This is a genomic window from Mycobacterium numidiamassiliense (assembly GCF_900157365.1).
Lineage (GTDB): Bacteria > Actinomycetota > Actinomycetes > Mycobacteriales > Mycobacteriaceae > Mycobacterium > Mycobacterium numidiamassiliense.
In genome coordinates this window covers 1,377,117-1,403,408 of the sequence record NZ_FUEZ01000004.1, presented here as the reverse complement: position 1 = coordinate 1,403,408, position 26,292 = coordinate 1,377,117, and the positions used below count along the sequence as shown (strand labels likewise).

The window sequence follows — 26,292 nt, the reverse complement described above, 5'->3', positions numbered from 1 at the left end:
TGAACGACGAGGCGAAAGAGACCAGGTGACCTATCGGGTAGCCCATGGCGGAACAGGTTTGACGGGCCGGGAAGCGTTGCGCGGCATCATCAACGACCCGGCTCTCGACCTGATCGCCGTGCTTGTGACGACACCGGCGAAGGTCGGCGTCGACGCTGGATCGTTGTGCGGACTCCCCGACATCGGCCTGCTCGCCACCGACGACGTCGACGCGATCATCGCCGCCAAACCGGACTGCTTCTGCTACTGCGGCACCGCCGTCCGTCGCGAAGAGCAGGCCATCGAGGACATGGCGCGACTACTTCGGGTGGGGATTAACGTTGTCACCATCTCCACCATCCCGATGGTCTACTCCCCCGCGGCACCGCAGAATTGGCGGGACACGATCGAAAGCGCTTGTCGGGAAGGCCAATCCAGCTTCTACGCCACCGGCAGCGAACCCGGCGTCGCCAGCCTGAACATTCCGACCGCGCTACTGGCAGGCGCCGGTCAGGTCGACAGTTACCGGATGGATGAGTATGCACTGGGCCTCGACGAGACTTACCCGATCTGGGAGGTGCTGCACGAATCCATGGGCTTCGGCAAGCCGGACGGCCATGTGCCCGCGCGCATCGCCTCGGGCAAGGTGAACCACGATTGGGAGACCGTGGTGCGCTACATCGCCGAAATCCTGGGCTACCAGCTGGACGACATCGACCTCGATTGGGAGACGCTCAAGGCCCCCACCGATCTCGCCACCAATGTCGGCGTGCTTGCTGCCGGGACGATCTGCGCCCACCGGTGGCAGCTCGCCGGCAAAGTCCAAGGCAAGGCGGTGGTCTCGGTGCAATACTTCGCGACCGTGTCCAGCACGCCGTGGCCGGACTCCTGGCCGCGTCCGGTTGCGGAGGCGGCCAGCGCTGTCGTATATCGAGTGGCCGGTCGCCCCAACATGCGCATGCAGCTGTGCTTCGATGCCCAGGACGGGCAGAAGAACCTCAACTCCGCGATCGCGCTCACGGGAATGGCTGCGGTGAACGCGATTCCGCATCTCGTCGCAGCCGAGCCCGGTATCCGTGACCCGATCGCAGGCCGAGACGTCGTGACCAGACAGGCCGTCGGCGCGCGCGCAACCAGCGGGTCGCCGGCATGAAGCGCTACCGGGTCGCCCACTACGGCACCGGCCACACCGGCACACTGGTCCTGCGTCAGCTCCTGGCGCGACCTGACATCGAATTGGTCGGCCACCTGGCGCACAGCCCAGAGAAAATCGGGAAGGACTCCGGCGAGATCGTCGGCGTCGACCCGGTCGGGGTCCGCGCCATCGGCAGCTTCGACGAGTTCTGCGCACTCGATGTGGACTGCGTGACCTACCTGGCCACCGAATTCGGCCGTGAGGTCGACGACGTCATCGACGAGATGTGCCGACTGCTCGAGTCCGGCAAGAACGTCGTTACCACCACATTCATCCGGTTGGTTTATCCGAAGTCGCTGCCCCCGGACATGCTCGCCAAGCTCGAGAAGGCTTGCGCTGCAGGGCAATCTGCCTTCATGGGAACTGGAATCGCGCCAGGGTTCACCACGGATGCGTTGCCGGTGTACCTCGGCTCGCTGTGCGAGGCTCCGCGCACCGTTCGGGTAGCCGAACGCGTGCTACAGGGCACCTATTCAGACCCGTTGTCGTTCATGGCACTCGGTTTCGGCACCGTGCCGCAGGGCCCGACCACCGACCTGCCCGCTGACGTCTGGACAGTGCACTTCGAGGGCGCTCTGCAGATGCTGGCCGACGGCTACGGCTGGGAATTGGGGTCCATCAACGCCTATCAGGACCTTGCGCTGGCCGACAAAGACTACGAGTTCGAGGCGGGCGCCATTCCGCAGGGCACGGTCGCGGCGGTGCGGTTGCGGTTCGACGGCGTCGTGGACGGTGAGCCGCGGCTGCGAATGTCGTGGGTCTACACCATGCCCGACGAGCCGGGCGACGCCTGGTCACCCGTGCGACCCACGGGATCGAAGGGACGCCGTTTCACCCATGTCGACATCGACGGCACCCCTAGCGTCTCGGTGCAGCTCGAGTTGGACGGCGGGGAGCTTCCTGGCGGCGGCGCAACGGCGACCCGGGCGCTCAACGCGATCAAAGCGGTGTGCAACGCCACGCCGACCGTCCACAGTGCATTGGACCTCGTGGTCACCCCGCAGGGTGTGCAAACCCACAAGCAAGGAGATTCGTTGTGACCGGCCGCGACATCAACGGCGGTATTCCGGCGGGATCACCGTCGGTGAAAGTTGGTATCTGTCTTGACTTCCCGATCGTGGATGTGAAGCAGTCCTTCCTCGACGCGTGCCGGTTGGCGTTCGACGAGGCTCTGGACAACGGCATCCTGGACCGGCCCGCCCGGCTGATCATCCGCGATGTCGAAGGGCTGCCCCGCGGCGACGCGTACGACGTGGTCAGGGCCTGGCAGGAGCTCGTCGACGAGGGCAGCGTCGGCATCATCGGCCCGATGATCAGCGATAATTCCCTTGCGGTCAAAGAACATATGGCATCGGGCCCACGCAAGGTTTCAACGATCACCTGGAGTGGCACCGACCGCCAGTACGACGAGTACATGTTCGGATTCGGCAACGGATCGCTGCCCGAGGAGGGCTACCTGATTGCCGAGGCGATCGCCGACCGTGGTCTCAAAACCGTGGCAGTCGTCTTCGAGCGTGCGGCACCGGGCTATGAGTACGCCGAGTTCTTTACCGACGCCTGTCGGCGCGAGGGCCTAGAGATCGTGCACAGCGAGGGCGTCGGCCAGACCGATCGCGACCTGACCAAGACGGTCGCGCGGCTTCAAGCCAGGAACCCGGATGCGGTGGCGTACTTCGGCTTCGGCTTACCCGGCATCGAGATGAACTCGGCGTTCATTGCGGCGGATTACAGCCCGCCGCGGTACATGTGCACCGCCTTCATCAACTGTTACGTGGTGCCACAGTGGATGAAGGGCCTGCAGGGCTGGATCGGCGTCGACCAGTACGACGAGGAAAACCGGGTCGGACAAGCCATGCAGGAGCGCTTCGAGAAGCGCTGGGGCTATCGTCAGGAGAACTGCATCCCGACCTTGGCGTTCGACTGTGCCGACGCCATGGCGCGCGGTATCGGATTCGCCCAGACGCTGACCCCGCTCGGCGTGATGAAGGGCCTCGAAAAAGTCAAGGCCGTGCCATCGTCCACGGGCGGTCCGGGAACCCGAATCTCGCTGGGCCAGTACAACCGGCGCGCCTGGCACGGCGTCAACTACCTGGTGCTGCGTGAGATCAACGAAGACGCCAGCGCCACCCGCCTCGTCGCACGATTCCGCAGCTGACAGAAAGCGAGACCTGAACATGGGCAATGGACTTGATGGAAAAGTCGCCTTCATCACGGGTGCGGCACGCGGCCAGGGCCGCTCGCATTCAGTGCGGTTCGCCGAGGAGGGTGCTGACATCATCGCCGTCGACCTGTGCGAGCAGATCGACAGCGTGACCTATCCGATGGCCACCCGCGAGGACCTCGACGAGACCATCAATCTGGTGGAGAAGACTGGGCGCCGAATCGTCGCCGAGCAGGCCGATGTTCGCGACTTCGACCGACTCAAAGCGGTTGTTGCACAGGGAGTGGCCGAATTTGGTCGGCTCGACTTCGTCCTGGCCAATGCGGGCATCATGCCGATCCTCGGCGAGCCGTCACACGAGATGTCGGCCTACCTCGATGCCGTGAACGTCATGCTGAACGGCGTGTATTTCGCCATCGAAGCAGCGCTGCCTGCCCTGTTGAATAACGCGGAGGGCGGCGCGATCGTCATCACCAGCTCATCGGCCGGGCTCAAGGCCGGAGGTGCCCGGTTCAGCACCATGAGTCACGGGACTGCCGGGTACGCCGCGGCCAAACACGGCGTCGTCGGCTTGATGCGCTACTACGCGAACAGCCTCGCGGAGAAGAACATTCGGGTGAACTCCGTGCATCCGACGGGGGTGATGACTCCGATGGTCGTCAACGAACAGTTCATGCAATACGCGGTGGAGCACCCCGAATTCGGAGAAACCATGCAGAACCTACTGCCGAACGTCCCGGTCATCGAGCCCAGCGACATCACCGAAGCCATGGTCTATCTGTGCGGCACCTCCGGCCGTTACATCACCGGTATCACGCACTCGGTGGACGCGGGTCTCACCGTCAAGTGATGCGCGTCGGCGTCACGTAGCGACCGATGCCTTCCACTCCAGCGGAAGGCTGTGGGCAGTACGAATTCCGGGCACGAAGTTGACCTCCTCGCCCTCGGGGATGCTGAATGGCCCGAGGGTAGCGAAGATCTCTTCGAGTGCGATCGACAGTTCCTGGCGTGCGAGATGCGAACCCAGGCAACGATGGACGCCGCCACCGAAGGCCAAGTGGCGGGTGTTGTTGCGGTCGACGTCGAGCGTTTGCGGGTCGTCGAATTCGCGGTCGTCGTTATTGGCGGCGGCGAGCATCAGCATCACCAGGTCGCCCTTCGCGATCGGGACGTCATGGATGACCATGTCCTCGGTGGCGTAGCGCAACACCAGTGACACCGGTGTCTCGATCCGCAGCAGTTCCTCGACGATCTGACGCATCTTCTCCGGCTCGCTGCGCGCCGCCGCCTGTAGTTCGGGGTCCTTAGCCAGTCGGGTGAGAACGCAGTCCAGGGTGGCTGTGACGGTGTCCAGTCCGGCGGCCATCTGCAGAAAGAGGATGTCGAGCATCTCGTTGCGGGTCAACGGGTCTCCGTCGACCTCGGCTTGTACCAGCCGCGTCGCGAGATCGCCGGCAGGATCTTCGATGCGACGGTCGAGCAGCTTGTCGAAGTACGCGTACAGCTCGTTGGCCGTTTTCTTCCACAGTTCCCGCAGCACGTTCAAGTCGTCACTGCCCGCGACGTCCTCGCCGTGAACTAGGGCATCCTTCCAGACCAGGAACCTGTCTAGGTCCTCAACGGGGAAGCCCACCACATTCAGGAAAACGCGGCACGGGAACGGAACCGTGAACGCCGCGTGGAAATCCGTCCGGCCGTCCTCGACGACCTTGGCCAGCAGTTCCTTCGCGATCGCCCGGGTCTCGTCAGCCATCGCCCGTACCGCGCGCGGTGAGAACAACGGATCGAGCAGCTTGCGGTACTTGGCGTGGTTGGGCGGGTCGACGTCCAAAGGAATGCACGGCCGTTGCTGGCCCATCTCGTTGGCGCCGTTGGCCTCGAACAACTCGGGCGAGCTCAGCGCCTTTCGGATGTCCTCGTAACGCGAGAGCACGACAACGGTGCCGCTGCGCGAGCGACTGAACGGAGCCGCGATGGCCGGGGCGTGATCGCGCAAACCTGCGTAGACCGGCCACGGATTATTGGCCAGAGCCGGATCGGTCATCATGCTCGATAGGTCGAGTTCCACGCTAAAACCTCCCGCGCTGAGGGCCGTGACGTCAGCCACACTAAGCGCGATCGCAACACATAGTCAAGTGATCACTTGACTTTCTCCAAGGCCGGTTCGTACTGTGAATGCAGTCACCATCCCCGCAGCGATCGCGTGACCGAAGGAGTGCCTTGCGATGCCTTTGCAGCCGCACATGAAGTTGTTGTCGGTCGACGATCACCTGATCGAGCACCCCAAGGTATGGACCGACCGGCTGCCGTCGAAATACGTCGAACGAGGCCCGCGAATCGTCGAGATCCCGCGCGGTGACGGCTTGGCGCCGATGCAGTCCTGGCTGTACGAAGACCGTCCGTACCCATACATCGGGCTCAACGCCGTCGCCGGCAAAAGGCCCGAGGAGTACGGCCTGGAACCGGTCCGCTACGACGACATGATCCCGGGCTGCTACGACCCCAAGGCCCGCATCGCCGACATGGACATCGATGGCGTCGAGGCCATGCTGTGCTTCCCATCGTTCCCGCGGTTCTGCGGCACCATCTTTCTCGAGGGTGATGACAAGGAGCTTGCGCGTCTGAGTGTGCAAGCGTGGAACGACTTCTCACTCGACGAGTGGTGCGCCACCGACCCGGCACGCTTCATCCCGATGGCGATGGTGCCGCTGTGGGATCCGGCGCTGATGGTCGCCGAGATCGAACGGGTCGCCGAGAAGGGCTGCCGGGCAATTGGCTTGCCGGACAACCCGATCAACCTGGGCCTGCCGAGCTATCACACCGACCACTGGGATCCGGTGTTCTCGGCGATGGAGGAGACCAACCTGACGGCGGTCATGCACTTTGGTTCGGGTGGCTTCCCCCCGCAGATCGCGCCGGAGGCGCCGTTCGCAGTAATGATCACCCTGATGGGGACCACATCGATGGCTGCGTGCACCGACCTGCTGTTCTCCCCTGTGTTTCACCGTCACCCGAACTTGAAGGTGGCGTTCTCCGAGGGCGGCGTCGGCTGGATGCCGTATCTCGTCGAGCGGGCCGACTACGTGTGGCGTAAGCACAAGTACTACCAGAACATCCACCCGACGATCGCACCCTCGGAGTTGTTCAAGCGCAACATCTCTGGCTGCTTCATCGAAGACGAAGCCGGCGTGAAGAACCGCTACGACATCGGCGTCGGCAACATCACTTGGGAGTGCGACTACCCGCACTCGGACTCGTTCTGGCCCAAGAGCCGCGCCCGCGCCGAAGAAGTGTTCGCCGACGTCCCCGACGACGAGGTCGCCCAGATGGTCGAACACAACACCCGACGTTGGTACAACTTCCCCGAGGCCGGGTTCAAGGCGCACAACGCCGACGAGGGGAACGCGTGGCGGCCTAACGATGGCAAGGGCCCCGAGGCCGCCTACGCGGGCATGGGCGCGCACGGTGGGATCGATGACGTCCAGAAGTCCCTGGGCGACCTCTTCACCTCGAATTAGGAGCCGGCGATTTCGTTGTCTTGCTTCCTGATTCGATCGAACCGGCCCGGCGCCGCACAATCGCCGCAGCACCGCTACGTCGATGGACTTCCAGGAGCGACGTGACTAAAGACGGGGTGACGGACGGAGCCGACGCGCATGCCATCGTGCAGCTCCCCCAGTCCGACTGGACAGACCAAGATCTCCTCACCAACAACGAGGCCCGCCAGCGCCTCGTCGAGGAGATCGCTCGCACCCGCAGCCGGCTCGCGCAAATACAAGCCGAGACCGACCATCCCGCCCGCAACGACGCCATGACCACCCTGCTGACCCGTCGACTCAAGGCCATGGAGTCGATCCACGACAAATACGGCGCGTCGAAAGGCAACACATGACCTCGGTGAAGACTGTCGAACGAGACTCGCACCGCCGGAGCCTGAAACAGTTCGGAAAGCCGACCCCGCTGGCGTGGGCAGCGATCGCCGTCGGCGTCGTCGCCGTCGTCTTTGCCGCGCTGAATTCGAGTCGCGGCGTCGAGGGCACCCGGATAGGCCGCCCCGAGGGATCGTTCGTCCCGGCGAGTAGCGAGTTCCTCGGTATCTCCAACTGGTACATCTATTTCGAGATCGGCTCGCTCGTTATGTTCTTCGCGGTCTGGGGAACGGCGATTGTCCGATCTCGCCGCAGGGGTAGGCCCACACCCACGCTGCTGATGATCGCGGTCACCACCAGTCTGACCTGGCTAGACCCCATCATGAACTGGGCGCCATACGCCGCCTATGACCCTCGGATGTTCCACTTCAATGTCGACTGGTTCTGGATCAATCTCGCGCCGACTGTCGAGCCGTGGGCAGTCATCATCGGCTACGGCTACTTCTTCCTCATCCCGGCCTGGTTCACGCTCGCGGTTTACCGCAGGATCGCCGCCAGGGCTCCATTGGGGTCCTGGTTGGTTCGCCGACCCAAGCTCGCCGTGCTCGCCTTAGCAGTACCGATCTGCATCGTGTGGGACGGCGTCATGGAGGCGATCTTCGTCCAGATGGGTTTCTACACCTACACCCAGGTCATTCCCTGGGGCTCGATCTTCAATGGGACACCCCACCAGTTCCCGCTGATCTGGGAGGCCGCGCTGTTCGGCATCATGCTGTCGGTTGCCGCGCCGCTGATGTGGGTCGACGACACCGGACGCACCTGGTCGGAGACAGTCGCGCGGCGCACCAGGATGTTCGCCAACCGCCCGTACGTCGGCGCGTTCGTGATCGCGTGGGCGGTGATGAGCGTCGTCTATGTCGGCTACGGGCTCTCGTTCGGCCTCGTTCGGGCCACCGGCATCGCCACCTCGACCGCTCAACACTGGCGCTATCCCGAGACCAAAGTGTTTGATCCGCAAGGGTATTACCAGCGCAACGGCAAGAAAGGCCCGTTCATGATCGGCACCTGGGCGGGCTGGGAAATCAAACGGTGAAAAGGGTCACACGGCATTGGCGAGAACCCGGGATTCACGCCACCACCGTCGATCGTGTCGGGCTGACCAACGCTCAGGTGATGGCGCCCTCGATCTTCAGTTCGATCAAGTCGTGGTCGTTCATGCCGAGTTCCCGCAGCACCTCATCGGTGTGCTCAGCGAACAGTGGCGCACGCGTCAGGTGGGCGGCGGCTTCGTCGAACTTCACCGGGTTCGCCACCAGCCGTTGCTCATTTCCCTGAGCGTCCCGAAGGTCGGCGATGCGACCGTTGGCGATCAACGACTCGTCGTGGGCGACCTCCCAGGCGTCCTGCACCGGAGACCACTGGCCCCGTAGCAGACTCAGCAGCCGCGTGCAATCGCCGAAGGTTCGCGATGCGATGGCGTCGGCGAGCAACGCGGTGACCTCGTCCGCGTGTGCCGCCAACGACTCGAGCGAGGCGAATCGCTCGTCCGCGGCGGCTGCCTCGAGTCCGAAGAGTCGGCAGACGGATGGCCAGTGCCGAGTGGGCTGAAGCATCGAAAGCTGAATGAAGCGGCCGTCCGAGCACCGGTACGCTCCGGTGAGTGGGTTGCCAGGCGCCTGCGTCCGCTGGTCGATCTTCGGCAGCGGACAGCCGTAGAGCATGGCGAGGTTGACGCTGGACTGGTTGGCCCACGCCCCGACCGCCAGCAGCGACACGTCGATGACGGAAGTCTGCCCAGTCGTCTGCCTGCCGAAGAGAGCGGCGGCCACCGCACCCGCGATGGTGATGCCGCCTATGTTGTCGCCGAACGCGCCCGCCGGCATCCCCGTCGGCACCTCGGATTCCGTCGGCGTGACCCCGTCGGCGTTGCCGGCGCGCGCCCAGAACGCCGTCGCGTCGTGTGCGCCCGTCTCGCGATCGGGCCCTTCGCCCCCGAAACCGCTGCCCGCGACGTAGACGATCGACGGATTGATACGCCGTACCTCATCCAGGTCGATCCGTAGTTTCGCCCGCGCCTGAGGCAAGAAGTTGGTCAGGAAGACGTCGCTGCGCCGGACGAGTTCCTCGAACACCGGCCGAGTCTGCTTCAACGCCAGGGAGAGTCCGACGCTGCGCTTGCCGCGGTTGGGGGCCTCGATCGTGGGCGAAAACGAGACTCCTGGCGTGGTGGCAGAGCGACCGGCGACGGTGACGAGTCCCCGCTGCGCATCTCCGGTGACCGGGTTCTCGATCTTGATGACGTCGGCGCCCCAGTCGGCCAGCACGGCACCAGCCGAGGGCACGAAGGTGAATTGCGCGACTTCGAGCACACGCACACCGGTCATCGGTTTCTGCATCCGCTCACCTCTGTCCTGGTGGCCGCGCTGACATGGCGCCCTTGCGCTGCAGAGTCCCTCCGATGCCGATACCAGAGCGGCTCAATGCCAACATAGGTTACTAGGTAAGCAATGTCGAGGTCTACTAGCAACATGTAATCTTCCGCTGGCAACTTGCTCGACAAAGGCACTGACATGAAAGTGACCGTCTTCGGCGCGACCGGACAGATCGGTCGGCTGGTCGTCGGCGACCTGCTGGCCGACGACCACGACGTGACCGCGTACGTCCGCAATCCCGGCAAGCTGGGCCACAGCGATCCACACCTGGTGACTGTCACCGGTGAGCTGTCCGACGAGGCGCGGATCCAGCAGGCGGTCCGCGGCTCGGATGCGGTGATCAGTGCGCTCGGTCCCCTGCTGCGACGCGGTTCCACGGGCACTCCGGTGACCGACGGCACCCAGAACATCGTCGCCGCCATGCAGACCGAACACGTCGAACGCTACATCGGGCTGGCGACTCCGTCAGTGCCCGATGAGCGCGACAGCCCCACCCTGAAAGCCAAGGTCCTGCCGGTCGTTGCCGGACTGCTGTTTCCCAACGCGCTGAACGAATTGGTGGGCATGACAACGGCGGTCACCCAGTCCGATCTCGACTGGACCATCGCGCGGATCACCCGACCCACCAGCGGGAGGCCGAAAGGTACTGTGCGCGCTGGCTTTCTCGGCCGCGACAAGGTGGGATCCGTGATGTCGCGAGCCGACATCGCCGCCTTCCTCGTCGCCCAACTGACCGACGAAACGTTCTCGCGAGCGGCGCCAGCGATTAGCAACTGACCAGCCGAGGAAGCCGCTCGCGCCGATGACCAGCTTCACCGGACCTGCCACGTGAGAACTCCCGTCCGCCGAACGTGTGAACTATGCCAGTACCCTGTCACATTTGCTCCCGCGAGCGCCCCTGCGGCGCATCAGGCATCGCCCTGGAAAAGTGCTGGGCACGCAGTTCGGCCTTGCGTACCTTGCCCAGCGACGTACGGGGCAGGGCATCGACGACGACCAGCCTTTCCGGCACCTTCTGCTTCGCCAGGCCGGCGACGGCGAAATGACCTCGTAGCGCGTCGATGTCAAGTCGCTCATCGGGTTTGAGCACAACCACGGCCGCCACGATCTCCCCGTACCGGGCGTCGGGCGCCGCGACCACCGCACACTCGGACACCGATGCGCGGACAGTACGTCCTCGACCTGAGCCGAGGAAATCGTCTCGCCGCCCCGGATGATGACGTCCTTGATTCGGTCCGTGATGATCAGCCGGCCGTCGGCGTCCAGGCGGCCCAGATCCCCGGTGCGGAACCACCCGTCGTCGGTGAAGGCCTCGTCGTCGAGCTGCGCGTCGCGGTAGCCAACGAATTGCTCCGGACCGCGCACCACCACCTCACCATCGGTGTCCGTGGGCGCCTCTGAACCATCAGCAGCAAGGATGCGCACCACCGAACCTGGCATAGGCCTACCGTCCGTGCGCAGCCGGGCCCACCGCGGCTCGTCCGTGTGCACCCCGCTGACAGTCGGGTGCTCAGTCGCGCCGTAGGAGCGGAACGTCGCGATTCCCGCGGCGGCGGCTCGCTCACCGAGTTCCTCGGTCACGGGGGCCGCACCGACGAGGAACTCCCGCAACGTGGCGAGTTCACCGTTGGTACAACCAAGTTCGAGGATGCCCTGCAGATGAGTCGGGACACCAGCGGTCGAGGTGACCCGGAAGTCGCGAATGACCTCGACCGCGCGTCGCGGATCCCATTTCTCCAAGAACACCGTCCGTGACCCCGACATCAACGCGCGCAACATACTTCCCACCCCCGCGATGTGGCCAGGTGGAAAGCTGACCAGCGAAACGTCATCGGGTTCACCGGCGATCAGCGCGGGCATCGTCGCCTGTTCGGCGAGCATGGTGTTGTGCGTGTGCTGGACGCCTTTGGGCACCGAGGTGGTGCCCGACGTGTACATCAACAGGCACACGTCGTCGGAGCTGACGTCGGGCCGCACATACCCCTCGGACTGCACGTCCGACCACACCAACCAACCGGCTCCGGACTCGGCGCCCACCAGCACGACGTGACGCACAGCTGAACCTAACGCCACTGCAATGGATTCCGTTGCGGTGATCAGCACCGAAGCCCCGCATTGCCTGACGATGAACTCGACCTCGCCCTGCCCATAGATGTGCACGATCGGCACCAATACGGCGCCACTCAATAGCACGGCCTGATACGCGATCGCACATTCCACCCGGTTGGTCAGCTGCACCGCCACGACGTCCCCCGGGCGGACGCCGAGCCGCTGAAGACCGGCCGCGAACGTCACCGCAGCGTCGTGGAGATCGGCGACTGTCACGCTGAGCACCGAGGCCGCGGAAGCGAAGTCGACCGAGGTCGAACCGCGATCGCGCGCACCGGCTTCGAACGCGTCGATGCACGTCCGCGACGAGAACCAACCCTCCCGATACCAAACGCTGCGCAACGCGACGTAGTCGAAGGACATCGGGGCTCTAGCTACTCGGCCCGGTTGCGGATCGCCTCGGCGAGTTTGCCTGGCGCATCGATCATCACGAAGGTCGAGCTGTCGGGGATTTCGATCAACGTGGCATGCGGGAACGCATCGCGTAGGCGGCGGGCGTGGTCGAGGGGGAACAGCTGATCCTCGATGCCCCACGTCAACGTGACGGGTCGGTCGAACGCCTCGATCGCCGGCGCGGCGCGCAATGTCAGGGCCGGATCCAGTGAGGCGGTCACCGCAACGGCATCGCGGCGGGCCGCTCCGCTGGTGGCGAAGGCTCCGAAGATCTCGCGCTGCCGCTCCGGGGTCGGGGGGTGCTTGGATACGGCCTTGAGGAAGAAGGCCTGCCCCGGTCCGGTGGCCAACAGGCGCACGATTCCTCCGCCCACTGCCGAGCTAAGTCGGCACAGCTTGACGATCTGAGCGAACGAGCCGGGCGGAAAGTGTTCGTAGCTATCGCAATTGGTGAGTACCAGCCGGGCGATCCGGGAGGTGTCCAGAGCTGGATCACCCAGCGACGCCAGGACCAGGCCGCCACCGGTGTCGTTGGCCACCACGGTGACATCGGTCAGATCGAGGGCCTCCATGAAATGGACGATGCGCCGAGCGGCCGCCTCGGCGCCCAGGTCGGCGCCGTTGGTGGGTGTGCTGTGCGCGCCCAGCGGCCAGGTTGGCGCGATGCAGCGAAACCCATCACCGAGTTCGGCCACGACGTCGTTCCACAGGGCCCCGGTCACGTAGACGCCGTGCACGAACAGGACGGTGGGTCCTTGTCCCGTGTCGGTGTATTCGATGTCCAGGCCGTCTACTCGTACCGTCGAGGTTGTCACTACGCCTCTCCTTTAATCAGTGCCCACGAAAATCCGGGGTGCGTCGTTCCCGAAAGGCACGCGCGCCTTCACGGAAGTCAGCGGTGTCGATCAACGCCAGTTGACCCTCGGCCTCGATCGCTTGTACCGGCTCGAGCTCGGTTAGGGTCGCGGCGGCCAGCGCGCGCTTGGTCCAGCCGAACGCCAACGTCGGACCGCCGTAGACCGACCGCAGCACGTCGGCCAGCACAGACTGATAATCGTCCTCGCCGGTGAGATACGAGATCATGCCCCACTCGAACGCCGTTGCCGCGGAGACTCTTTCGGCCGTCATCGCCATGCGCGCCGTGCGCGCCCGCCCAATCAGCCCTGGCAGCAGCGCGGACGCACCACCGTCCGGCATCAGCCCGACCCGAGTGAAGGCCAACTGAAAGTACGCCGATGACGCGGCGACCACCAGATCGCAGGAAAGCGCCAGCGCACAGCCGAATCCGACCGCCCCACCGTGTACCCCCGCGACGACGGGCTTGGGTAGCGAGGTAATCGCCCGGACCACCCGGTTTGCGGCATCAGCGGCGCCGGCCGTGTCACCGCCGGTGAGGTCGCCGCCGGAACAGAAGCCTCGCCCGGCGGCGCTGAGCAGCACCGCGCGGACTGCCTCGTCCGTCTCAGCGCCGCGGATGCGGGCCGACAACTCGTCGAGCATGGGGGTATCGACGGCGTTCAGCTTCTCCGGCCGGTCCAGCCGAATCCGCAGCACCACGCCGTCGTGCTCGACCGAGACGCCGTTCACCACAACGGAATCATAGGCCGAGGTCGCGTCCGATGATGTCCTTCATGATCTCGGTGGTGCCACCGAAGATCGTCATGATGCGGTTGTCCATATAGTCGCGCGCAACCCGGTATTCCGTCATGTAGCCATAGCCGCCGTGCAACTGCACGCAGCCATCGATCACCTTTTTGGCGGTCTCGGTGCACCACCACTTGGCTTTCGACGCCTCGACCGCGGTCAGTTCCCCGTCCACGACCGCCTGCAGGCACCTGTCGATGTACTGCTCGCCGATCTCGAGTTCGGTGTCCATCTCGGCCAACAGGAATCGGTTGTGCTGGAAGCTGCCGATCGACTGGCCAAACGCCTTGCGGTCCTTGGCATATTGCAACGTCTGCCGCCATGTCTCGCGGGCACCCGCGATGGCTGAGATGGCGATGGACAACCGTTCCGACGGGAGGTTGTGCATCAGGTGGTAGAAGCCCCGTCCCTCTTTACCCAGGAGGTTCGCCGACGGCACCCGCACGTTCTCGAAGGCCAATTCTGCTGTGTCCTGGTAATGCAACCCCATCTTGTCGAGCTTGCGGCCGCGGCTGAACCCCACCATGCCCGCCTCGACGACGAGCAACGTGAACCCCTTGTGTCCGGCCTCGGGGTCGCTGCGGCACACCACCACGACCAAATCGCAATTGATGCCAGAAGAGATGAAAGTCTTGGTGCCGTTAATGATCCAGTCGTCGCCGTCGCGGACGGCCGAGGTGCGGATACCGGCCAGGTCGCTGCCCGCGCCGGGCTCGGTCATCGCGACCGCAACGATTAGTTCGCCGCTGATGATGCCCGGCAGCCAGCGCTGCTTCTGTTCGTCGTTGGCCAACGACGAAAAGTACGGCCCCACAACGTCATTCTGCAGGCTCAGCGACGGCGCCGGCCCCCCGTAGCGGGCGATCTCCTCGTCGATCACCGCGTTGAACCGGAAGTCGTCGACGCCGCCACCGCCATATTGCTCCGGCATGTTGAACCCGATCAGGCCGTACTTACCGGCGGCGACGAACGCCGAGCGGTCGACGAGACGGTCGCTCTCCCACCGCTCGGCGTTGGGCGCGAGCTCGCGATCGATGAACTGCCGGACCGTCTCGCGGAACGCCTCGTGCTCCGGCTCCAGAACCAGTCTCTTCATGTGGTGGCCTCACTCTCCATACAGTCGTCGCATCTCTTCGCCGACCTTGCCGGAAACCCGCGAGACGACCTGCGCCCCGCGCTTCCGCAGATCGGCATCCGGGATCGGCAGCACCACAGCACCGGTAGTCTTCGCCGGCAGCAACACCTTGGCGGTGCCCCGCGTGGTGGTCTCATCCCGCTGGCTGGTGGCGAAAACGTCCAACGACACCGGGTCTTCGGGCCCGTCACCCTTCGCGGTGACTCTACCGGTGCACCGGTGCACGTCTCCGTGGTAGTTGAAACCGCGCAGCTGAAGGTCCATCTCGGCCAGCCAGCCGTCGTCACCGATCCAGTTGGTAAGCAGGTGGCTCACCCACGCCGCGCGCATCTGGCCGTAGTCGTACGGCGCCGGAATACCCAGTGCCTGAGCGCGTCCGGCGTCCCAGTGCAGTCGTTGCACGACGTCGGGGACACCATAGTCATCCGGCTGGTAGAAGGCGGGCATCCGCTTGCGCAACTGGTGGGCGAACTTCAGCGGCCCCACACCGTAGCCACCCCAGCCCCACCCCATGTGCATGGAGATGATGTCCACGACGGTCAACGGGCCCTTGATGATTCCCGGAAGCTCGTCGCCGACCGAGACGTCCTCCCACCATTGCGGATCAGCGCCTCGCCGCCGTTCTGCCTCGTACTCCTCCTCGACCTGGGCGAACTCTTCGGGAGTCCAGTGCTTGCGCTGAATGTCCTTGAGCTTCCCCGACTTCTTCGAGCCCTGACGCTCGGCGTTGATGTACGACTCGTCACGGGTCGCGATCGGGTTGCCGTCGATGTCGACGTAGAGGTAGCGGTAGGTTTCCTTCACCGAACGCCCACCGGAGAATTCGCTCTCCTTTACCTGAACGTCCAACGTGTAGTTCTCCGCCAACACCGGCCTGCCGGCGTAGATCGGGCGGTACCACGTCCACTTCACCCCCGAGTAGTACTTGCCGGTACCGCGAAACAGCCCGCGGAACAACTTCTTTCGCTCCGGATCGGTGAACTTCGGGGTCTGATCCAGGCCCGTCGTGATCGGGAAGGTCGGCGACGCGATCTGTCCGTGCCAGCGCGTCGACGGTCCGTACGTCGCATCGTGGAACAGCGGGTTGTCGTCACCGCAGCCGAACGCGAAGTGCGTGATGGCGTCGGCAGACGGCAGCTTGTGCCATGCTTCGTCGCGCTGATGAACGGGAATTCCGATTTGCAACGTGGCACGTTCGATGTCCTCGTCGGTGATGCGGCCCTCTTCGGCGGCAGCGTCGGCGCCTTGCTTCTCGGTGGTGGTCATTCGGTCCTCCTAGAATTTCAGCATGGCGCCGGCGTCGACCTTGAACTGCAGGCCCGTCACGTACCGGGACTCGTCCGAGGCCAGGAAACAGACCGCGTTCGAGATGTCCGAAGCCTCGACGTAAGGAATGGGCATCGCCTGCATGGCGGGGAACGCCAGCAGTGCGTCGTCGCGGGCCGGCGCCTCGAGGTCCGGTCGGAATTGTCGGTACATCGGCTCGCTGTTGAGCATCGGGGTGTTCACATTTGTCGGATGAATGACGTTGGCACGGATCGACTGCGGTGCCAGCTGCGCCGCGAGCCGGAGTGTGTAGGAGTCCACCAACTGTTTGGCGTAGTTGTAACCGGCTCCGCCGGGGCCCTGCGGCCCGCCCGCACCCGGGGGTAGCAATCCGGCGATCAGCCCGCCGACCGACCCGGTGGTGATGATCGACGCGCCGGACGTCAGATACGGCAGGGCGGCGTGGACGGTGTTGACGACGCCGACGAAGTCGACGTCGAAGGCATCGGCGAAGGCCTGAACCGGCAGATTGGCGCCCAGCGGACAGATGCCGGCATTGGCGACCACCACGTCGAGTTTGCCGAATTCGGCTACCGCGTTGGCAAGTTCGCGGCTCACCGCCGCCCGGTCCCGGACGTCGACCTCAGCGGTGTATGCCTTGCGGCCCGTCTTCTCGACCTCCAGACCGGCTTCTTCGAGATCACGCGATGTCGCCAGCGCGTACTCGTTGGTCTCGATGTCGTGACAGATGTCGAAGAGGATGACGTCAGCACCCTCCTCGGCCAGCTTGACGGCGTGGCTGCGGCCCTGACCGCGGGCGCCTCCGGTGATTAGAACGACTTTGTCCTCAACGCGACCCATGCTCAACATGCCTTCCATACGCCTCAGTCACGGCTTCAGCCATGATGTCTCCTTCCGATTGCATTGGCATTTACGGAGTTTCAGCCTGCGGCGGCCGGTTGAACGGTCGGCACGCCAAGGTCCTCGAGCATTGCGATCAGACGCCGCCGGTCGACCTTGAGCGCTGCCCCGCGGGGAAGCGCGTCGACGACGAAGACGCGGGCGGGCACCTCGTAGGGCGTCAGCGTGGTCCGGCAATGTTCCCGGAGCGCCTCGCCATCGGTGGCCGCCCCGGGCATCAATTCGACTGCGGCAATGGGAATCTGACCCAAACGCTGATCCGGCATGGGTGCGACGGCGGCATCTGCCACCGCCGGGTGCGCACGCAGCGCGCGGACGACCGTCTCCGGGGACACCTTGAAGCCACCGCGCACGATCACATCGTCCGCGCGGCCGTCGATGTAGAGGAAGCCATCAGCGTCGAGATGCGCGAGGTCGCTGGTCGTGATCCAGTCTCCGGCGCCGCCGGCCTGCAGCGTGGCGACCTGCAACCTGCCGCTCTCGTTGACGCCGAGGACCGCACCGTCCTCGCCGACGATCTGCAATCGCACTCCGGGAAACGCACGTCCGACGCTGCCCCTCTTGTCAACCCACTGCGCGTGGAAGTCCTTGACCGTCCATCCGGCCACGGCGCCGGAGAACTCGGTCGCACCGTAGACGACGAGGATCGGAATGCCGTACCGCTCGAAGAACGCATCGACCAGCGCGGGGTCGACGGGGCCGGTACCCGCATTGATCGCGCGGATGCTCGCCAAATCCTCCCGCGGAATATCGGAGTCGAGCACCGATCGCATGGCCGCCGGGGGCAGTCCTGCGACCGCGGGCCGGTACTGTTTCACCGCGGCGTGCCAGCCCTGCAGAGTGAATCGATCGAGCATCGCGATCGGACGGGCCGCGACCAGCGACTGCAGCAACGCCCACAGCCCGCCGATGTGCACGATCGGCAACGTCACCAGGCCGACCGTTCCGGTCAGCGGCGGCTTGGTTCTGACGTCTGGGCGATCGTTGTGCCGCAACGCCGCAGCCAGGGAGGCCTCGAGCTGCGCGCGGGTCAGCGGGATGCGCTTCGGGGCACCCGTCGTGCCCGACGTCAGCATCTCGATGGCTACCGCTGGATCGCCACTGACCGCTTCGGTCAGGCCCCGTACCTGTAGGTCGAGTTCGCCGTCGTCGAGCCTCCAGCCGGTCGCCCCGAGATCGGCGACGGCGCGGTTGAATACCTCGTCGGACCACAACGCGGCGGGCGCAAGGACGAAGGGGGCGGCGGACGCCGCAAGGTCGTCGCTCAGCCGGTCCGGCGGCTGCAGCGGGCTGATGGTCACCAACGTGCGTCCGCCCCGGAAGATTGCGATGAGCGCCGCGACGGACTCCATTCGATTGGACAGCACGACAGCGACTCGGCCACCCGTCGCACACCCGGCGGCGGTCAGTTCCCGGTCGATCCGCTCGATGAGTGACCGAACGGAACCCCAGGACGCCCAGCGTCCGTCGCACTCCAACATGCGGTCGCCGTCGTTGGCGTCCCAGAGCCGTCCCAGCGCATCGTGAATGCTCGTCATCGTGACTTTCCGGATCGACTTCCGCGGCGGATAGCCGTTCTCCTGAAACTAGTGGACATGGTTTACTAGGTCAACTTTGTGAGAGGCGTTTGCGATGGACTTCGGCTTGACGGACGAACAGGATCAACTCGCCGCGGCGGAGCGGGCCTGGCTCGCCAAAAACGACCCCATCGCCAGGGTCCGCGGCTCGCTGGACTCGGCTGCGGTCACCGTCGATCCTGCGGCAGTCGCCCATGCGGCGGAATCGGGTCTTCTGGAGTTGCTCACTCCCGAAATAGGCGGCACCCATGTGGATCTCGCCGTCGTCACCGAGGAGCACGGATACGCGATGAGCTCGCTCCCGGTCGCGGATCTGAACATCGCGGCCTGGCTGCTCGATCACGTCGACTCGCCCGCCGAAGACGGCGAACTGACCGGATTGGCGCTTGGTCCCGACGCCAGATTCGATGGCGATGCGCTGCGGCTGGCTGGTGTCACTCGTCCGGTGCCGATGGCCGCCGATATGGACTCCATCGCGGTGGCAGGCCAAGTGGACGACGGCGAGTACCTGGTGGTCCTGAATGCCCCGACGCTGTCGGGCATGTCGACGCTCGACCTGAGCCGTTCGTGGGCACGACTGGACCTCGACGCGACGATCGCCGGCTGGACGCAGTTGCCTGCCGGCACGCTGGCACTGCTGCGCGATGCTTTGGCGGTGCACCGGGCGTTCGATGCGTTGGGCGCGGCGGCCCAGCTGCTCGACATGACGGTGTCGTACGCCAAGCAGCGCGAGCAGTTCGGCGCGCCGATCGGCTCGTTCCAGGCCGTCAAGCATCACTGCGCCGACATGGCCGTCGCGGTGGAGGCCGGCCGAGCCAGTCTGTGGGCCGCGGCTCTCGCTCTGGACACCGCGCCGGCCGCTGCACGGTCCCGGGCCGCGTCCGCGGCGGCGGCGTACACGAAGTCCGCTGCCGCCAAGGTGGCCGGAACGGCGCTGCAGGTGCACGGCGGCATCGGATTCACCTGGGAGCACGATCTGCATCTGTTCCTGCGCCGGATCAAGGTCGACGAGGCCTTCAACGGGAGCGTCGCCGAACACCGCGCGGCGCTGCTCACGGCCTGACATTCAGCGCCGATCCCGCGGCAGCGCCAGGCCCCGCTCGGCGATCAGGTTGCGCATGATCTCCGAACTGCCACCGGCGATGGTGTAGGCCCGGGCGTACAGCCACTCGTCCTGCCAGCGACCGCCGTCGAGGACGTCCGGGTCGCCCTCCACCAAAACGCCTGCCTCGCCGCCGAGTTCGACGGCGAAACGCGCCATCTCCAGGTTCAGCTCGCTGAACATCAGCTTGGCCATCGCGCCGTCGTGCATGCGCTCGGTGCCACGCAGCCAACGGGTGAGGTTGGCGTACGTCAGCGCAGACAGCGCCTCCACCTCGGCGCTGAACTCGCCGATCCGATCACGGATCCGATCGTTGTCGATCGCGGGGCGACCATCGACGGCGACGTGCGAGGCGAGTGTGACCAGTCCGTCAATGGCCAGCCTCAGCTTGACAACCGCGGCGCCCACGCTGGTGCGTTCATGCCCCAACGTGGCGTTCGCGATCGCCCAGCCCTGCCCTGGTTCGCCGATGATGGCCTCGGCAGGCACCTCGACGGAATCGAAGAAGACCTCGTTGAAGTCCGAGGTGCCGGTCAGCTCGCGCAGCGGGCGGACAGTGATGCCCGGGCTGGACATGTCAAGGATGAAAGCACTGATGCCCTTGTGCTTGGGGGCGTCGGAATCGGTGCGCGCCAACAGATATCCGTAGTCGGCCCAGTGTCCGTCGGTGGTCCACACTTTCTGCCCGTTGACGGTGTAAGTATCACCATCGAGCACAGCGCGGGTGCGCAGCGACGCCAGGTCACTTCCTGCACCGGGCTCGCTGAACAATTGGCACCACAGCTGTCGACCCGCGCGGATCTCGGGCAGGTGCCTGTGGCGCTGATCGTCGGTGCCGTAGTGGATCAGCGCATGCGATGCCAGCGCGTTGCCGCTCGGCACGCCTGGCACCGCGGCCCGGGCCAGCTCCTCGCCCACCACGATGGCGTGTTCAGCGGAGCGGTCATCGCGGCCGCCGAACTCCACGGGCCAGTCGGCGCCGACGTAGCCGGCTTCGAACAGGCGCGCCGTCCAGTCCTGAAGCGCCTTGAGCTCGGCTTCGTTCTCGGCGCTGCGCACACCCGCCCGCGGAGGTATGGGCGGTGCATGCTTCGCAATGAAGGCCCGTACCTCGGCGCGGAAGGCCTCCAATTCGGGACCCATTCCGTATTCCACGTTGCCGTCTTCCTGTTCGATCTGACGTGTTAGCGGCTCAGCGCCAACAGCTCGCCGGCAGCACGGTCGCGCAGCGCGTCGGCGCGGCCGACCAACACGGCGTTGGCCTTCGCGCGACGGAGCAGCAAGTGGATCGGGTACTCCCAGGTGAAGCCGATGCCGCCGTGGATCTGCAGCGCCCCCTCGGTGGCGGTTACACCGGCATCCAGCGCGGCCGCGGCGGCCAGATCCGCCAGGTAGCCCGACTCCTCGATGTCGCCCTCGGCCGCGGCGAGCACCTGGCTGCGGGCACCCTCCAGCGCGACCAGCATGTCCGCGCACCGATGCGAGACGGCCTGAAAGCTGCCGATGGCGCGGCCGAACTGATGGCGTTCGCCTGCCCACTGAACGGACATCGCCAGCGCGCGCGAGCCCACACCGATCGAGTCCGCAGCCACCGCCAGCACCGCTTGGCCGTACGCGTTGCGTAGCACCGAGGGCACATCGGTTCCGTCGGCCAGCACCTCCCCCGCCGCCCCGCTGAAAGTCACCGCGCCGATGGTGCCGGTGATGTCGAGCGGCTGATGGGCCGTCACCTCAACGCCGTCGGCGGACGCGTCGACGGCCACTAATACCTCGCCGGCTCCGCCTGCGACGCGAGCCAATACCAGCAGCACCTCGGCGTGTGGTGCTCCCGCCACGATGGGGACCACACCGAGAAGACCCGCCCCGTCCCACTCGGGCAGCCCAGGGCCGGTGGTCACCCAGCCGCCGTCGTTCACGGGTACGGCGAACGCGGCCGCCGCGCCGCCCGTGATTCGCTGGACCAAAGTCTTTGCGCCACAATGCAACGCGACGTCGAGCGCGATCACCGTCGGAACGAGCGGCGCAGGAGCCAATGCCTTCGCAGCTTCCTCGATAGCGGCATAAAGCAGCCGCGGTCGGGCGCCGGCGCCGCCCAGGGATTCGTCGACGGCAAGGCCCGGTAGGCCGAATTCGACCAGCGCCGACCACACTTCGGGCTCGGCCGCATCGACAGGACGCTTGCGGTCGAGCAGTGCCGACACGTCCACCTTGGCCCGAAGCGTCGCGGCCAGCACCTCGCGCAGCTCGCGTTCATCCTCCTCGGGCACGGCGAGCGGGGCGCCGGGCGTGACAGCGGCTATCCGGGTGCCCTCGCCCCGGTGCGACGGCAGCCCGAGCACGCTCTCGGCGATCGTATTGCGTTGGATCTCCGCGGTTCCCGCGCCGATCGTGGTCGCCCGGCTCATCAGATAGCCGAACGTCCAGCGCCCCTTGTCCACGGCATCGGGTGCGCGGCTGCCCAGCGCCGCGTAGGGACCGGCCGCGCGCAGGGCAAGCGCATGCATGTGCTGCTCGAATTCCGATTTCACCAATCGGTTCACCGATGCCACACCGCCGGGATCCTCGCCGCGCAACACCGCGGCCAGTGCGCGGGCGCTGTTGGCGGCGATGGTGCGAACCCCGGATTCCAGCCGAGCGACGTCCTGGCGGACCAGCAGGTCGTTGTCGAGCCCTTGTGAGACGACAAGATCGATCACTCGGTCGACCGTGCGCCGGTACTTGAATTCGTCGGCCAGAAAAGCGGTGGCCCGCTCATGGCCCAGCGACGTGCGCATGATCGACCAGCCCGCGCCCTCATCGCCGACCACATTCTCGACGGGCACCGCGACGTCGTCGAGGAAGACCTCGGCGAAGTGCGCCGCGCCGCTGATGTCGCGCAGTGGACGCACGGTGATCCCCGGGCTTTTCATCGGGATCAGCAGGTAGGTGATGCCGTCGGATGGTTTCGCACCGGAGCTCGTCCGCACCAGCGCGAACATCCAGTCGGCGCGGTCGGCCATCGTGGTCCACACCTTCTGACCCGTCACCCGATACACGTCGCCGTCGCGGACGGCGCGGGTAGACAGCGACGACAGGTCACTGCCCGCCCCAGGCTCGGAAAAACCTTGGCACCAGAACTCATCCGCGCGCAGCAACGGTCTCAAGAATCGATCCTTCTGCTGTTGAGTGCCGTGCGCGATGAGCGTGGGGGCGAGAATGAACGACAGCGGACACGGATGCGGCGGCGCACCCGCATCCGTGGTCATCCGGTAGTAGTCCAGCTGATCGGCCAGCGACAGGTCGAGTCCGCCGACCTCGCGCGGCCACCCGGGCGCAGCCAACTGGTGGTCGACGAGTTCGGCGTGCCACGCGCGGGCCACCTCGATGCGGTCGGGTTTGGCGCCCGACCGAACGACGTCGTCCTGGCGACGGCGGAAGTCGGCGAGTAGCGACTCGAGCCGGGGACGCCAATCAGCTGTCTGCATGACACTCCACAAAGTCAACTTGGTTAACTATGTCTGCAGTGTGCCGGTTGCTACCGCCGCTTGGCAAGCACGCCTGTCAGCTGCCTTCGAGAATCAGGGCGAGTTCGGGGCATGCGGCCACCCCGTCCCGGGTGAGCTGCTCGTCTTCTGGCCGCACCTCGTGCTCCTCGAGGGTGGAGTAGCCGGAGTCGTCGATCGGGAACAACTCCGGGTCGACGGCGTAGCACTGGGCGTGGCCTACGCACTTCGACTGCTCGAGCCGAACCTTCATATGACCTCCTCCGATCGACCGTCCGGGCGCACGGTCTCATCCAGTTTGACAGCATAAAACTAAAGCTTTAACTATTTCGACCCGCGGCCGCGATGCGTCCTCGCCACACCGGACCGCAGGCGCCGTCCACGGGATTTCTGACACTAGTGTCGCTAACTACGTCGCGTAGATCTTCCCTTTTTAATGCACCTATTAGGCTATCTGACACTTAGATGTTGACTTGATTCTGACAGTTATATCCGGTACTAAGAAAGGCATCGTGCGCCGGCGACGGAAGATCGCGACGGCGCCTTGGGTGGTGCACTGCGCATTGCTCTGCGCGTCGGCCACGCATCGGGAGGTCTGGGAAATGAGAACCACCGAATCTGCGCTCGGGTATCGCGCAGCACCGCGATGACATTCGCGCTCAACGACGAAGAGACCATGCTGGTCGATACGGTACGAACCTTCATCGACCGCGACGTCAAGCCCACGGTCCGCGAAGTCGAGCACGCAAACGCGTACCCGGAAGCGTGGATCGAGCAGATGAAGCGCATCGGGATCTTCGGGCTTGCCGTGCCAGATGAATACGGCGGTTCGCCGGTGTCGATGCCCTGCTACGTAGAAGTGACCGAGGAACTGGCCCGCGGCTGGATGAGCCTGGCCGGCGCGATGGGCGGGCACACCGTGGTCGCAAAGCTGATCTCGTTGTACGGCAACAACGAACAGCGACAAAAGTATCTCCCGCGCATGGCGAGCGGGGAGATGCGGGCCACGATGGCGCTCACCGAACCAGGTGGCGGTTCGGACCTGCAGGCGATGACAACCACCGCACGAGCCGAGGGTAACCAGCTGGTGATCAACGGCGCGAAGACCTGGATCAGCAACGCCCGCAGGTCCGGCCTCATCGCACTGCTGTGCAAGACCGATCCACAAGCCGTGCCACGCCATAAGGGCATTTCGATCGTCTTAGTCGAACACGGTCAGGGCCTCACCGTCTCGCGCGACCTCCCCAAGCTGGGCTACAAGGGCGTGGAGAGTTGCGAGCTGTCATTCGACGACTGCCGCGTGCCGGCCTCGGCGATCCTCGGAGACGAGCCGGGCAGAGGATTCGCGCAGATGATGAAAGGCCTTGAAACGGGCCGTATTCAGGTGGCATCGCGTGCGCTGGGCGTGGCGAGCGCAGCGCTTGAAGACGCGCTGCAATACGCGCAAGAGCGGGAGAGCTTCGGCCAGCCGATCTGGAAGCACCAATCAGTGGGCAACTACCTGGCCGACATGGCCACCAAACTGACTGCGGCACGCCAACTGACCCGCTACGCCGCAGAGAAGTACGACAGCGGCGAACGTTGCGACATGGAGGCCGGGATGGCGAAGCTGTTCGCGTCGGAGGTAGCAATGGAAATCGCGCTCAACGCCGTCCGAATCCACGGCGGCTACGGCTATTCCACCGAATACGATGTCGAGCGCTACTTCCGCGACGCCCCACTCATGATCGTCGGCGAAGGAACGAACGAGATACAACGCAGTGTCATTGCCGCGCAGTTGGTCTCGCGGGGTGGGCTTTAGACGCCGGCAAGTTGCCGATCGCCCGCGCTCACCCGCGGGAAGTGGAGCATCCGGCGGGCGTTCTCCTCGACGATCAGCGAACATTCGTCGTCAGGCACACCGGCGAGCACCTCGACGGCCCGCTTACGCGAGTTCGGCCAGTTGGAGTCGCTGTGCGGGAAGTCGATCTCGAGCATGATCCGGTCGATTCCGATGCTGTGCCGGTTCTTCAGGCCGTGCTCGTCGTCGATGAAGCAGCCCCAGAAGTGCTTGCGGAACAAATCCGACGGACGGGTGTCGAAGTCGATGTTCTGGTAGTAACGGTGCCGCTCCCAGACGTAGTCGGTCCGCTCGAGGATGTAGGGCACCCAGCCGATGCCGCCTTCGGCCAGTGAAATCTGCAGTTCGGGGAACTGTTGGAGCTTGCCTGAAAACAGCAGATCGACAGTGGTCCACATCAGGTTGGTCGAGAACAGCGCCGTCGCCACGGCAAAGGGCGCGTCGGGCACGGTGAGCTGACCCGCGATCGGCTTGACCGAGGAGAACGAGAAGCCCGGTACATAGGCGCCGGAGCCGAAGTGCAGCGAGACCGGCATCTTGGTGTCGGTGCAGACTTGCCACAGCCCGTCCCAGTGGTCTGAGTGAAACGACGGAAGACCCAGCGGCACAGGACTATCCGGAAACGAGATCGTTCTGGCGCCCTTGGCCGCCACCCGTTGGGCCTCCGCGATGCAAGCATCGATGTCCCAGGTCGGCAGAATCGCCAGCGGGATGTAGCGCTCGGGCGCAGTGGCACACCACTCATCGATGTAGAAGTCGTTCCATGCCTTGACGCACAGCAGGGCGAGGTCTTTGTCTTCCGCGCGATGGAACGTTCCGCCGCCGAATCCCGGGAACGACGGGAAGCACAACGCCGACTGCACACCGTCGAGGTCCATGTCGGCGACACGCGCGACCGGATCGTAGCAGCCCGGAATCATGTCCTCGTAGCGGACAGGATCCAAGCCCCACTCCTCCGGCGGTTTGCCCGCGACCGCATTCAGACCGATGGTCGGGAAGACCTGCCCGTCGTAGTGCCACAGATGCATGCCGTTTTCCTCGACGATGCGCGGGCCCTGTTCGAGGTACTTCTGCGGCAACCGGTCCTGCCACACCCGCGGGTGCTCGACCAAGTGGTCGTCAACGGACACGATCTGGTGGTCATCCTGAAGCGGCATGATGCTCCTTTGCATCTGGCGAGCTGTCGT

The 26,292-nt window shown here is 65.2% G+C and carries 23 protein-coding genes and 1 pseudogene; 10 read left to right on the top strand and 14 right to left on the bottom strand.

The window, feature by feature from the left end:
• The first annotated feature begins 25 nt into the window (after window positions 1–25).
• Genes MNAB215_RS15325 through MNAB215_RS15310 form a run of 4 tightly spaced genes read left to right on the top strand, consistent with a single transcriptional unit; the run spans window position 26 to window position 4,185 of the window.
• Window positions 26–1,132 (top strand): dihydrodipicolinate reductase, encoded by a 1,107-nt coding sequence (locus MNAB215_RS15325; RefSeq protein ID WP_245830324.1) that lies wholly within the window; start codon window positions 26–28, stop codon window positions 1,130–1,132.
• On the top strand, window positions 1,129–2,214 hold the full coding sequence (locus tag MNAB215_RS15320) for an NAD(P)H-dependent amine dehydrogenase family protein (RefSeq protein ID WP_077079598.1): 1,086 nt from the start codon (window positions 1,129–1,131) through the stop codon (window positions 2,212–2,214). The genes MNAB215_RS15325 and MNAB215_RS15320 overlap by 4 nt, the downstream gene beginning before the upstream one ends.
• Window positions 2,211–3,329: an ABC transporter substrate-binding protein gene (locus tag MNAB215_RS15315; protein WP_165691574.1), complete on the top strand. Its 1,119-nt coding sequence runs from the start codon at window positions 2,211–2,213 to the stop codon at window positions 3,327–3,329. Before MNAB215_RS15320 ends, MNAB215_RS15315 begins: the two co-directional genes overlap by 4 nt.
• A gap of 19 nt (window positions 3,330–3,348) precedes the next feature.
• Entirely contained in the window at window positions 3,349–4,185 is an 837-nt protein-coding gene (locus MNAB215_RS15310; protein ID WP_077079597.1) for a mycofactocin-coupled SDR family oxidoreductase, read from the top strand.
• 12 nt (window positions 4,186–4,197) lie between these two features.
• Here the strand turns inward: MNAB215_RS15310 and MNAB215_RS15305 are convergent, their stop codons facing one another.
• A complete protein-coding gene (locus tag MNAB215_RS15305; RefSeq protein WP_131829133.1) occupies window positions 4,198–5,403 on the bottom strand; it encodes a cytochrome P450 in 1,206 nt (401 codons plus the stop codon).
• Window positions 5,404–5,560: 157 nt separating this feature from the next.
• On the opposite strand from MNAB215_RS15305, the gene MNAB215_RS15300 reads away from it, so the two are divergent.
• From MNAB215_RS15300 to MNAB215_RS15290, 3 genes are all read left to right on the top strand, one after another.
• On the top strand, window positions 5,561–6,853 hold the full coding sequence (locus MNAB215_RS15300; protein ID WP_077079595.1) for an amidohydrolase family protein: 1,293 nt from the start codon (window positions 5,561–5,563) through the stop codon (window positions 6,851–6,853).
• Between the two features lie 101 nt (window positions 6,854–6,954).
• Window positions 6,955–7,227 carry a hypothetical protein gene (locus MNAB215_RS15295; RefSeq protein WP_083746127.1) on the top strand — a complete coding sequence of 91 codons (273 nt, stop codon included), beginning with the start codon at window positions 6,955–6,957 and terminating at the stop codon, window positions 7,225–7,227.
• A complete protein-coding gene (locus tag MNAB215_RS15290; protein ID WP_077079594.1) occupies window positions 7,224–8,297 on the top strand; it encodes a spirocyclase AveC family protein in 1,074 nt (357 codons plus the stop codon). Before MNAB215_RS15295 ends, MNAB215_RS15290 begins: the two co-directional genes overlap by 4 nt.
• A gap of 73 nt (window positions 8,298–8,370) precedes the next feature.
• On the opposite strand, the gene MNAB215_RS15285 is transcribed toward MNAB215_RS15290, so the two are convergent.
• Window positions 8,371–9,600, bottom strand: a complete 1,230-nt coding sequence (locus tag MNAB215_RS15285) for a CaiB/BaiF CoA transferase family protein (protein WP_077079593.1) — start codon at window positions 9,598–9,600, stop codon at window positions 8,371–8,373.
• A 174-nt stretch (window positions 9,601–9,774) separates the two neighbouring features.
• On the opposite strand from MNAB215_RS15285, the gene MNAB215_RS15280 reads away from it, so the two are divergent.
• Window positions 9,775–10,413 (top strand): NAD(P)-dependent oxidoreductase, encoded by a 639-nt coding sequence (locus MNAB215_RS15280; RefSeq protein ID WP_077079592.1) that lies wholly within the window; start codon window positions 9,775–9,777, stop codon window positions 10,411–10,413.
• Between the two features lie 97 nt (window positions 10,414–10,510).
• On the opposite strand, the gene MNAB215_RS30250 is transcribed toward MNAB215_RS15280, so the two are convergent.
• The 8 genes and pseudogenes from MNAB215_RS30250 to MNAB215_RS15245 form a co-directional block, all read right to left on the bottom strand.
• The gene (locus tag MNAB215_RS30250) at window positions 10,511–10,741 is read right to left on the bottom strand and encodes a hypothetical protein (protein ID WP_245830445.1); all 231 of its coding nucleotides are present in this window, start codon (window positions 10,739–10,741) and stop codon (window positions 10,511–10,513) included.
• A 290-nt stretch (window positions 10,742–11,031) separates the two neighbouring features.
• Window positions 11,032–12,108, bottom strand: a pseudogene (locus tag MNAB215_RS15275) (class I adenylate-forming enzyme family protein); the annotation flags it as partial.
• Between the two features lie 11 nt (window positions 12,109–12,119).
• Window positions 12,120–12,923 carry an alpha/beta fold hydrolase gene (locus MNAB215_RS15270; protein WP_083746318.1) on the bottom strand — a complete coding sequence of 268 codons (804 nt, stop codon included), beginning with the start codon at window positions 12,921–12,923 and terminating at the stop codon, window positions 12,120–12,122.
• A 46-nt stretch (window positions 12,924–12,969) separates the two neighbouring features.
• Entirely contained in the window at window positions 12,970–13,725 is a 756-nt protein-coding gene (locus tag MNAB215_RS15265; protein WP_077082037.1) for an enoyl-CoA hydratase, read from the bottom strand.
• A gap of 10 nt (window positions 13,726–13,735) precedes the next feature.
• The gene (locus MNAB215_RS15260) at window positions 13,736–14,878 is read right to left on the bottom strand and encodes an acyl-CoA dehydrogenase family protein (protein ID WP_077079590.1); all 1,143 of its coding nucleotides are present in this window, start codon (window positions 14,876–14,878) and stop codon (window positions 13,736–13,738) included.
• Window positions 14,879–14,887: 9 nt separating this feature from the next.
• The gene (locus MNAB215_RS15255; RefSeq protein ID WP_077079589.1) at window positions 14,888–16,183 is read right to left on the bottom strand and encodes an FAS1-like dehydratase domain-containing protein; all 1,296 of its coding nucleotides are present in this window, start codon (window positions 16,181–16,183) and stop codon (window positions 14,888–14,890) included.
• A gap of 9 nt (window positions 16,184–16,192) precedes the next feature.
• A complete protein-coding gene (locus MNAB215_RS15250) occupies window positions 16,193–17,044 on the bottom strand; it encodes a mycofactocin-coupled SDR family oxidoreductase (protein WP_077082036.1) in 852 nt (283 codons plus the stop codon).
• An 80-nt stretch (window positions 17,045–17,124) separates the two neighbouring features.
• The gene (locus MNAB215_RS15245; RefSeq protein ID WP_077079588.1) at window positions 17,125–18,642 is read right to left on the bottom strand and encodes a class I adenylate-forming enzyme family protein; all 1,518 of its coding nucleotides are present in this window, start codon (window positions 18,640–18,642) and stop codon (window positions 17,125–17,127) included.
• A gap of 94 nt (window positions 18,643–18,736) precedes the next feature.
• Here MNAB215_RS15245 and MNAB215_RS15240 point away from each other — a divergent pair, with 94 nt between their 5' ends.
• Window positions 18,737–19,744: an acyl-CoA dehydrogenase family protein gene (locus tag MNAB215_RS15240; RefSeq protein WP_077079587.1), complete on the top strand. Its 1,008-nt coding sequence runs from the start codon at window positions 18,737–18,739 to the stop codon at window positions 19,742–19,744.
• 3 nt (window positions 19,745–19,747) lie between these two features.
• Here the strand turns inward: MNAB215_RS15240 and MNAB215_RS15235 are convergent, their stop codons facing one another.
• The 3 genes from MNAB215_RS15235 to MNAB215_RS15225 form a co-directional block, all read right to left on the bottom strand.
• Window positions 19,748–20,938 (bottom strand): acyl-CoA dehydrogenase family protein, encoded by a 1,191-nt coding sequence (locus MNAB215_RS15235; RefSeq protein WP_077079586.1) that lies wholly within the window; start codon window positions 20,936–20,938, stop codon window positions 19,748–19,750.
• Between the two features lie 29 nt (window positions 20,939–20,967).
• Window positions 20,968–23,247 (bottom strand): acyl-CoA dehydrogenase family protein, encoded by a 2,280-nt coding sequence (locus tag MNAB215_RS15230; RefSeq protein ID WP_077079585.1) that lies wholly within the window; start codon window positions 23,245–23,247, stop codon window positions 20,968–20,970.
• 76 nt (window positions 23,248–23,323) lie between these two features.
• A complete protein-coding gene (locus MNAB215_RS15225; RefSeq protein WP_077079584.1) occupies window positions 23,324–23,518 on the bottom strand; it encodes a ferredoxin in 195 nt (64 codons plus the stop codon).
• A gap of 393 nt (window positions 23,519–23,911) precedes the next feature.
• Here MNAB215_RS15225 and MNAB215_RS15220 point away from each other — a divergent pair, with 393 nt between their 5' ends.
• Complete coding sequence (locus tag MNAB215_RS15220; protein ID WP_077079583.1) at window positions 23,912–25,066, top strand: acyl-CoA dehydrogenase family protein; 1,155 nt, start codon at window positions 23,912–23,914, stop codon at window positions 25,064–25,066.
• On the opposite strand, the gene MNAB215_RS15215 is transcribed toward MNAB215_RS15220, so the two are convergent.
• The gene (locus MNAB215_RS15215; RefSeq protein WP_077079582.1) at window positions 25,063–26,262 is read right to left on the bottom strand and encodes an amidohydrolase family protein; all 1,200 of its coding nucleotides are present in this window, start codon (window positions 26,260–26,262) and stop codon (window positions 25,063–25,065) included. The genes MNAB215_RS15220 and MNAB215_RS15215 overlap by 4 nt on opposite strands.
• Between the last annotated feature and the right edge of the window lie 30 nt (window positions 26,263–26,292).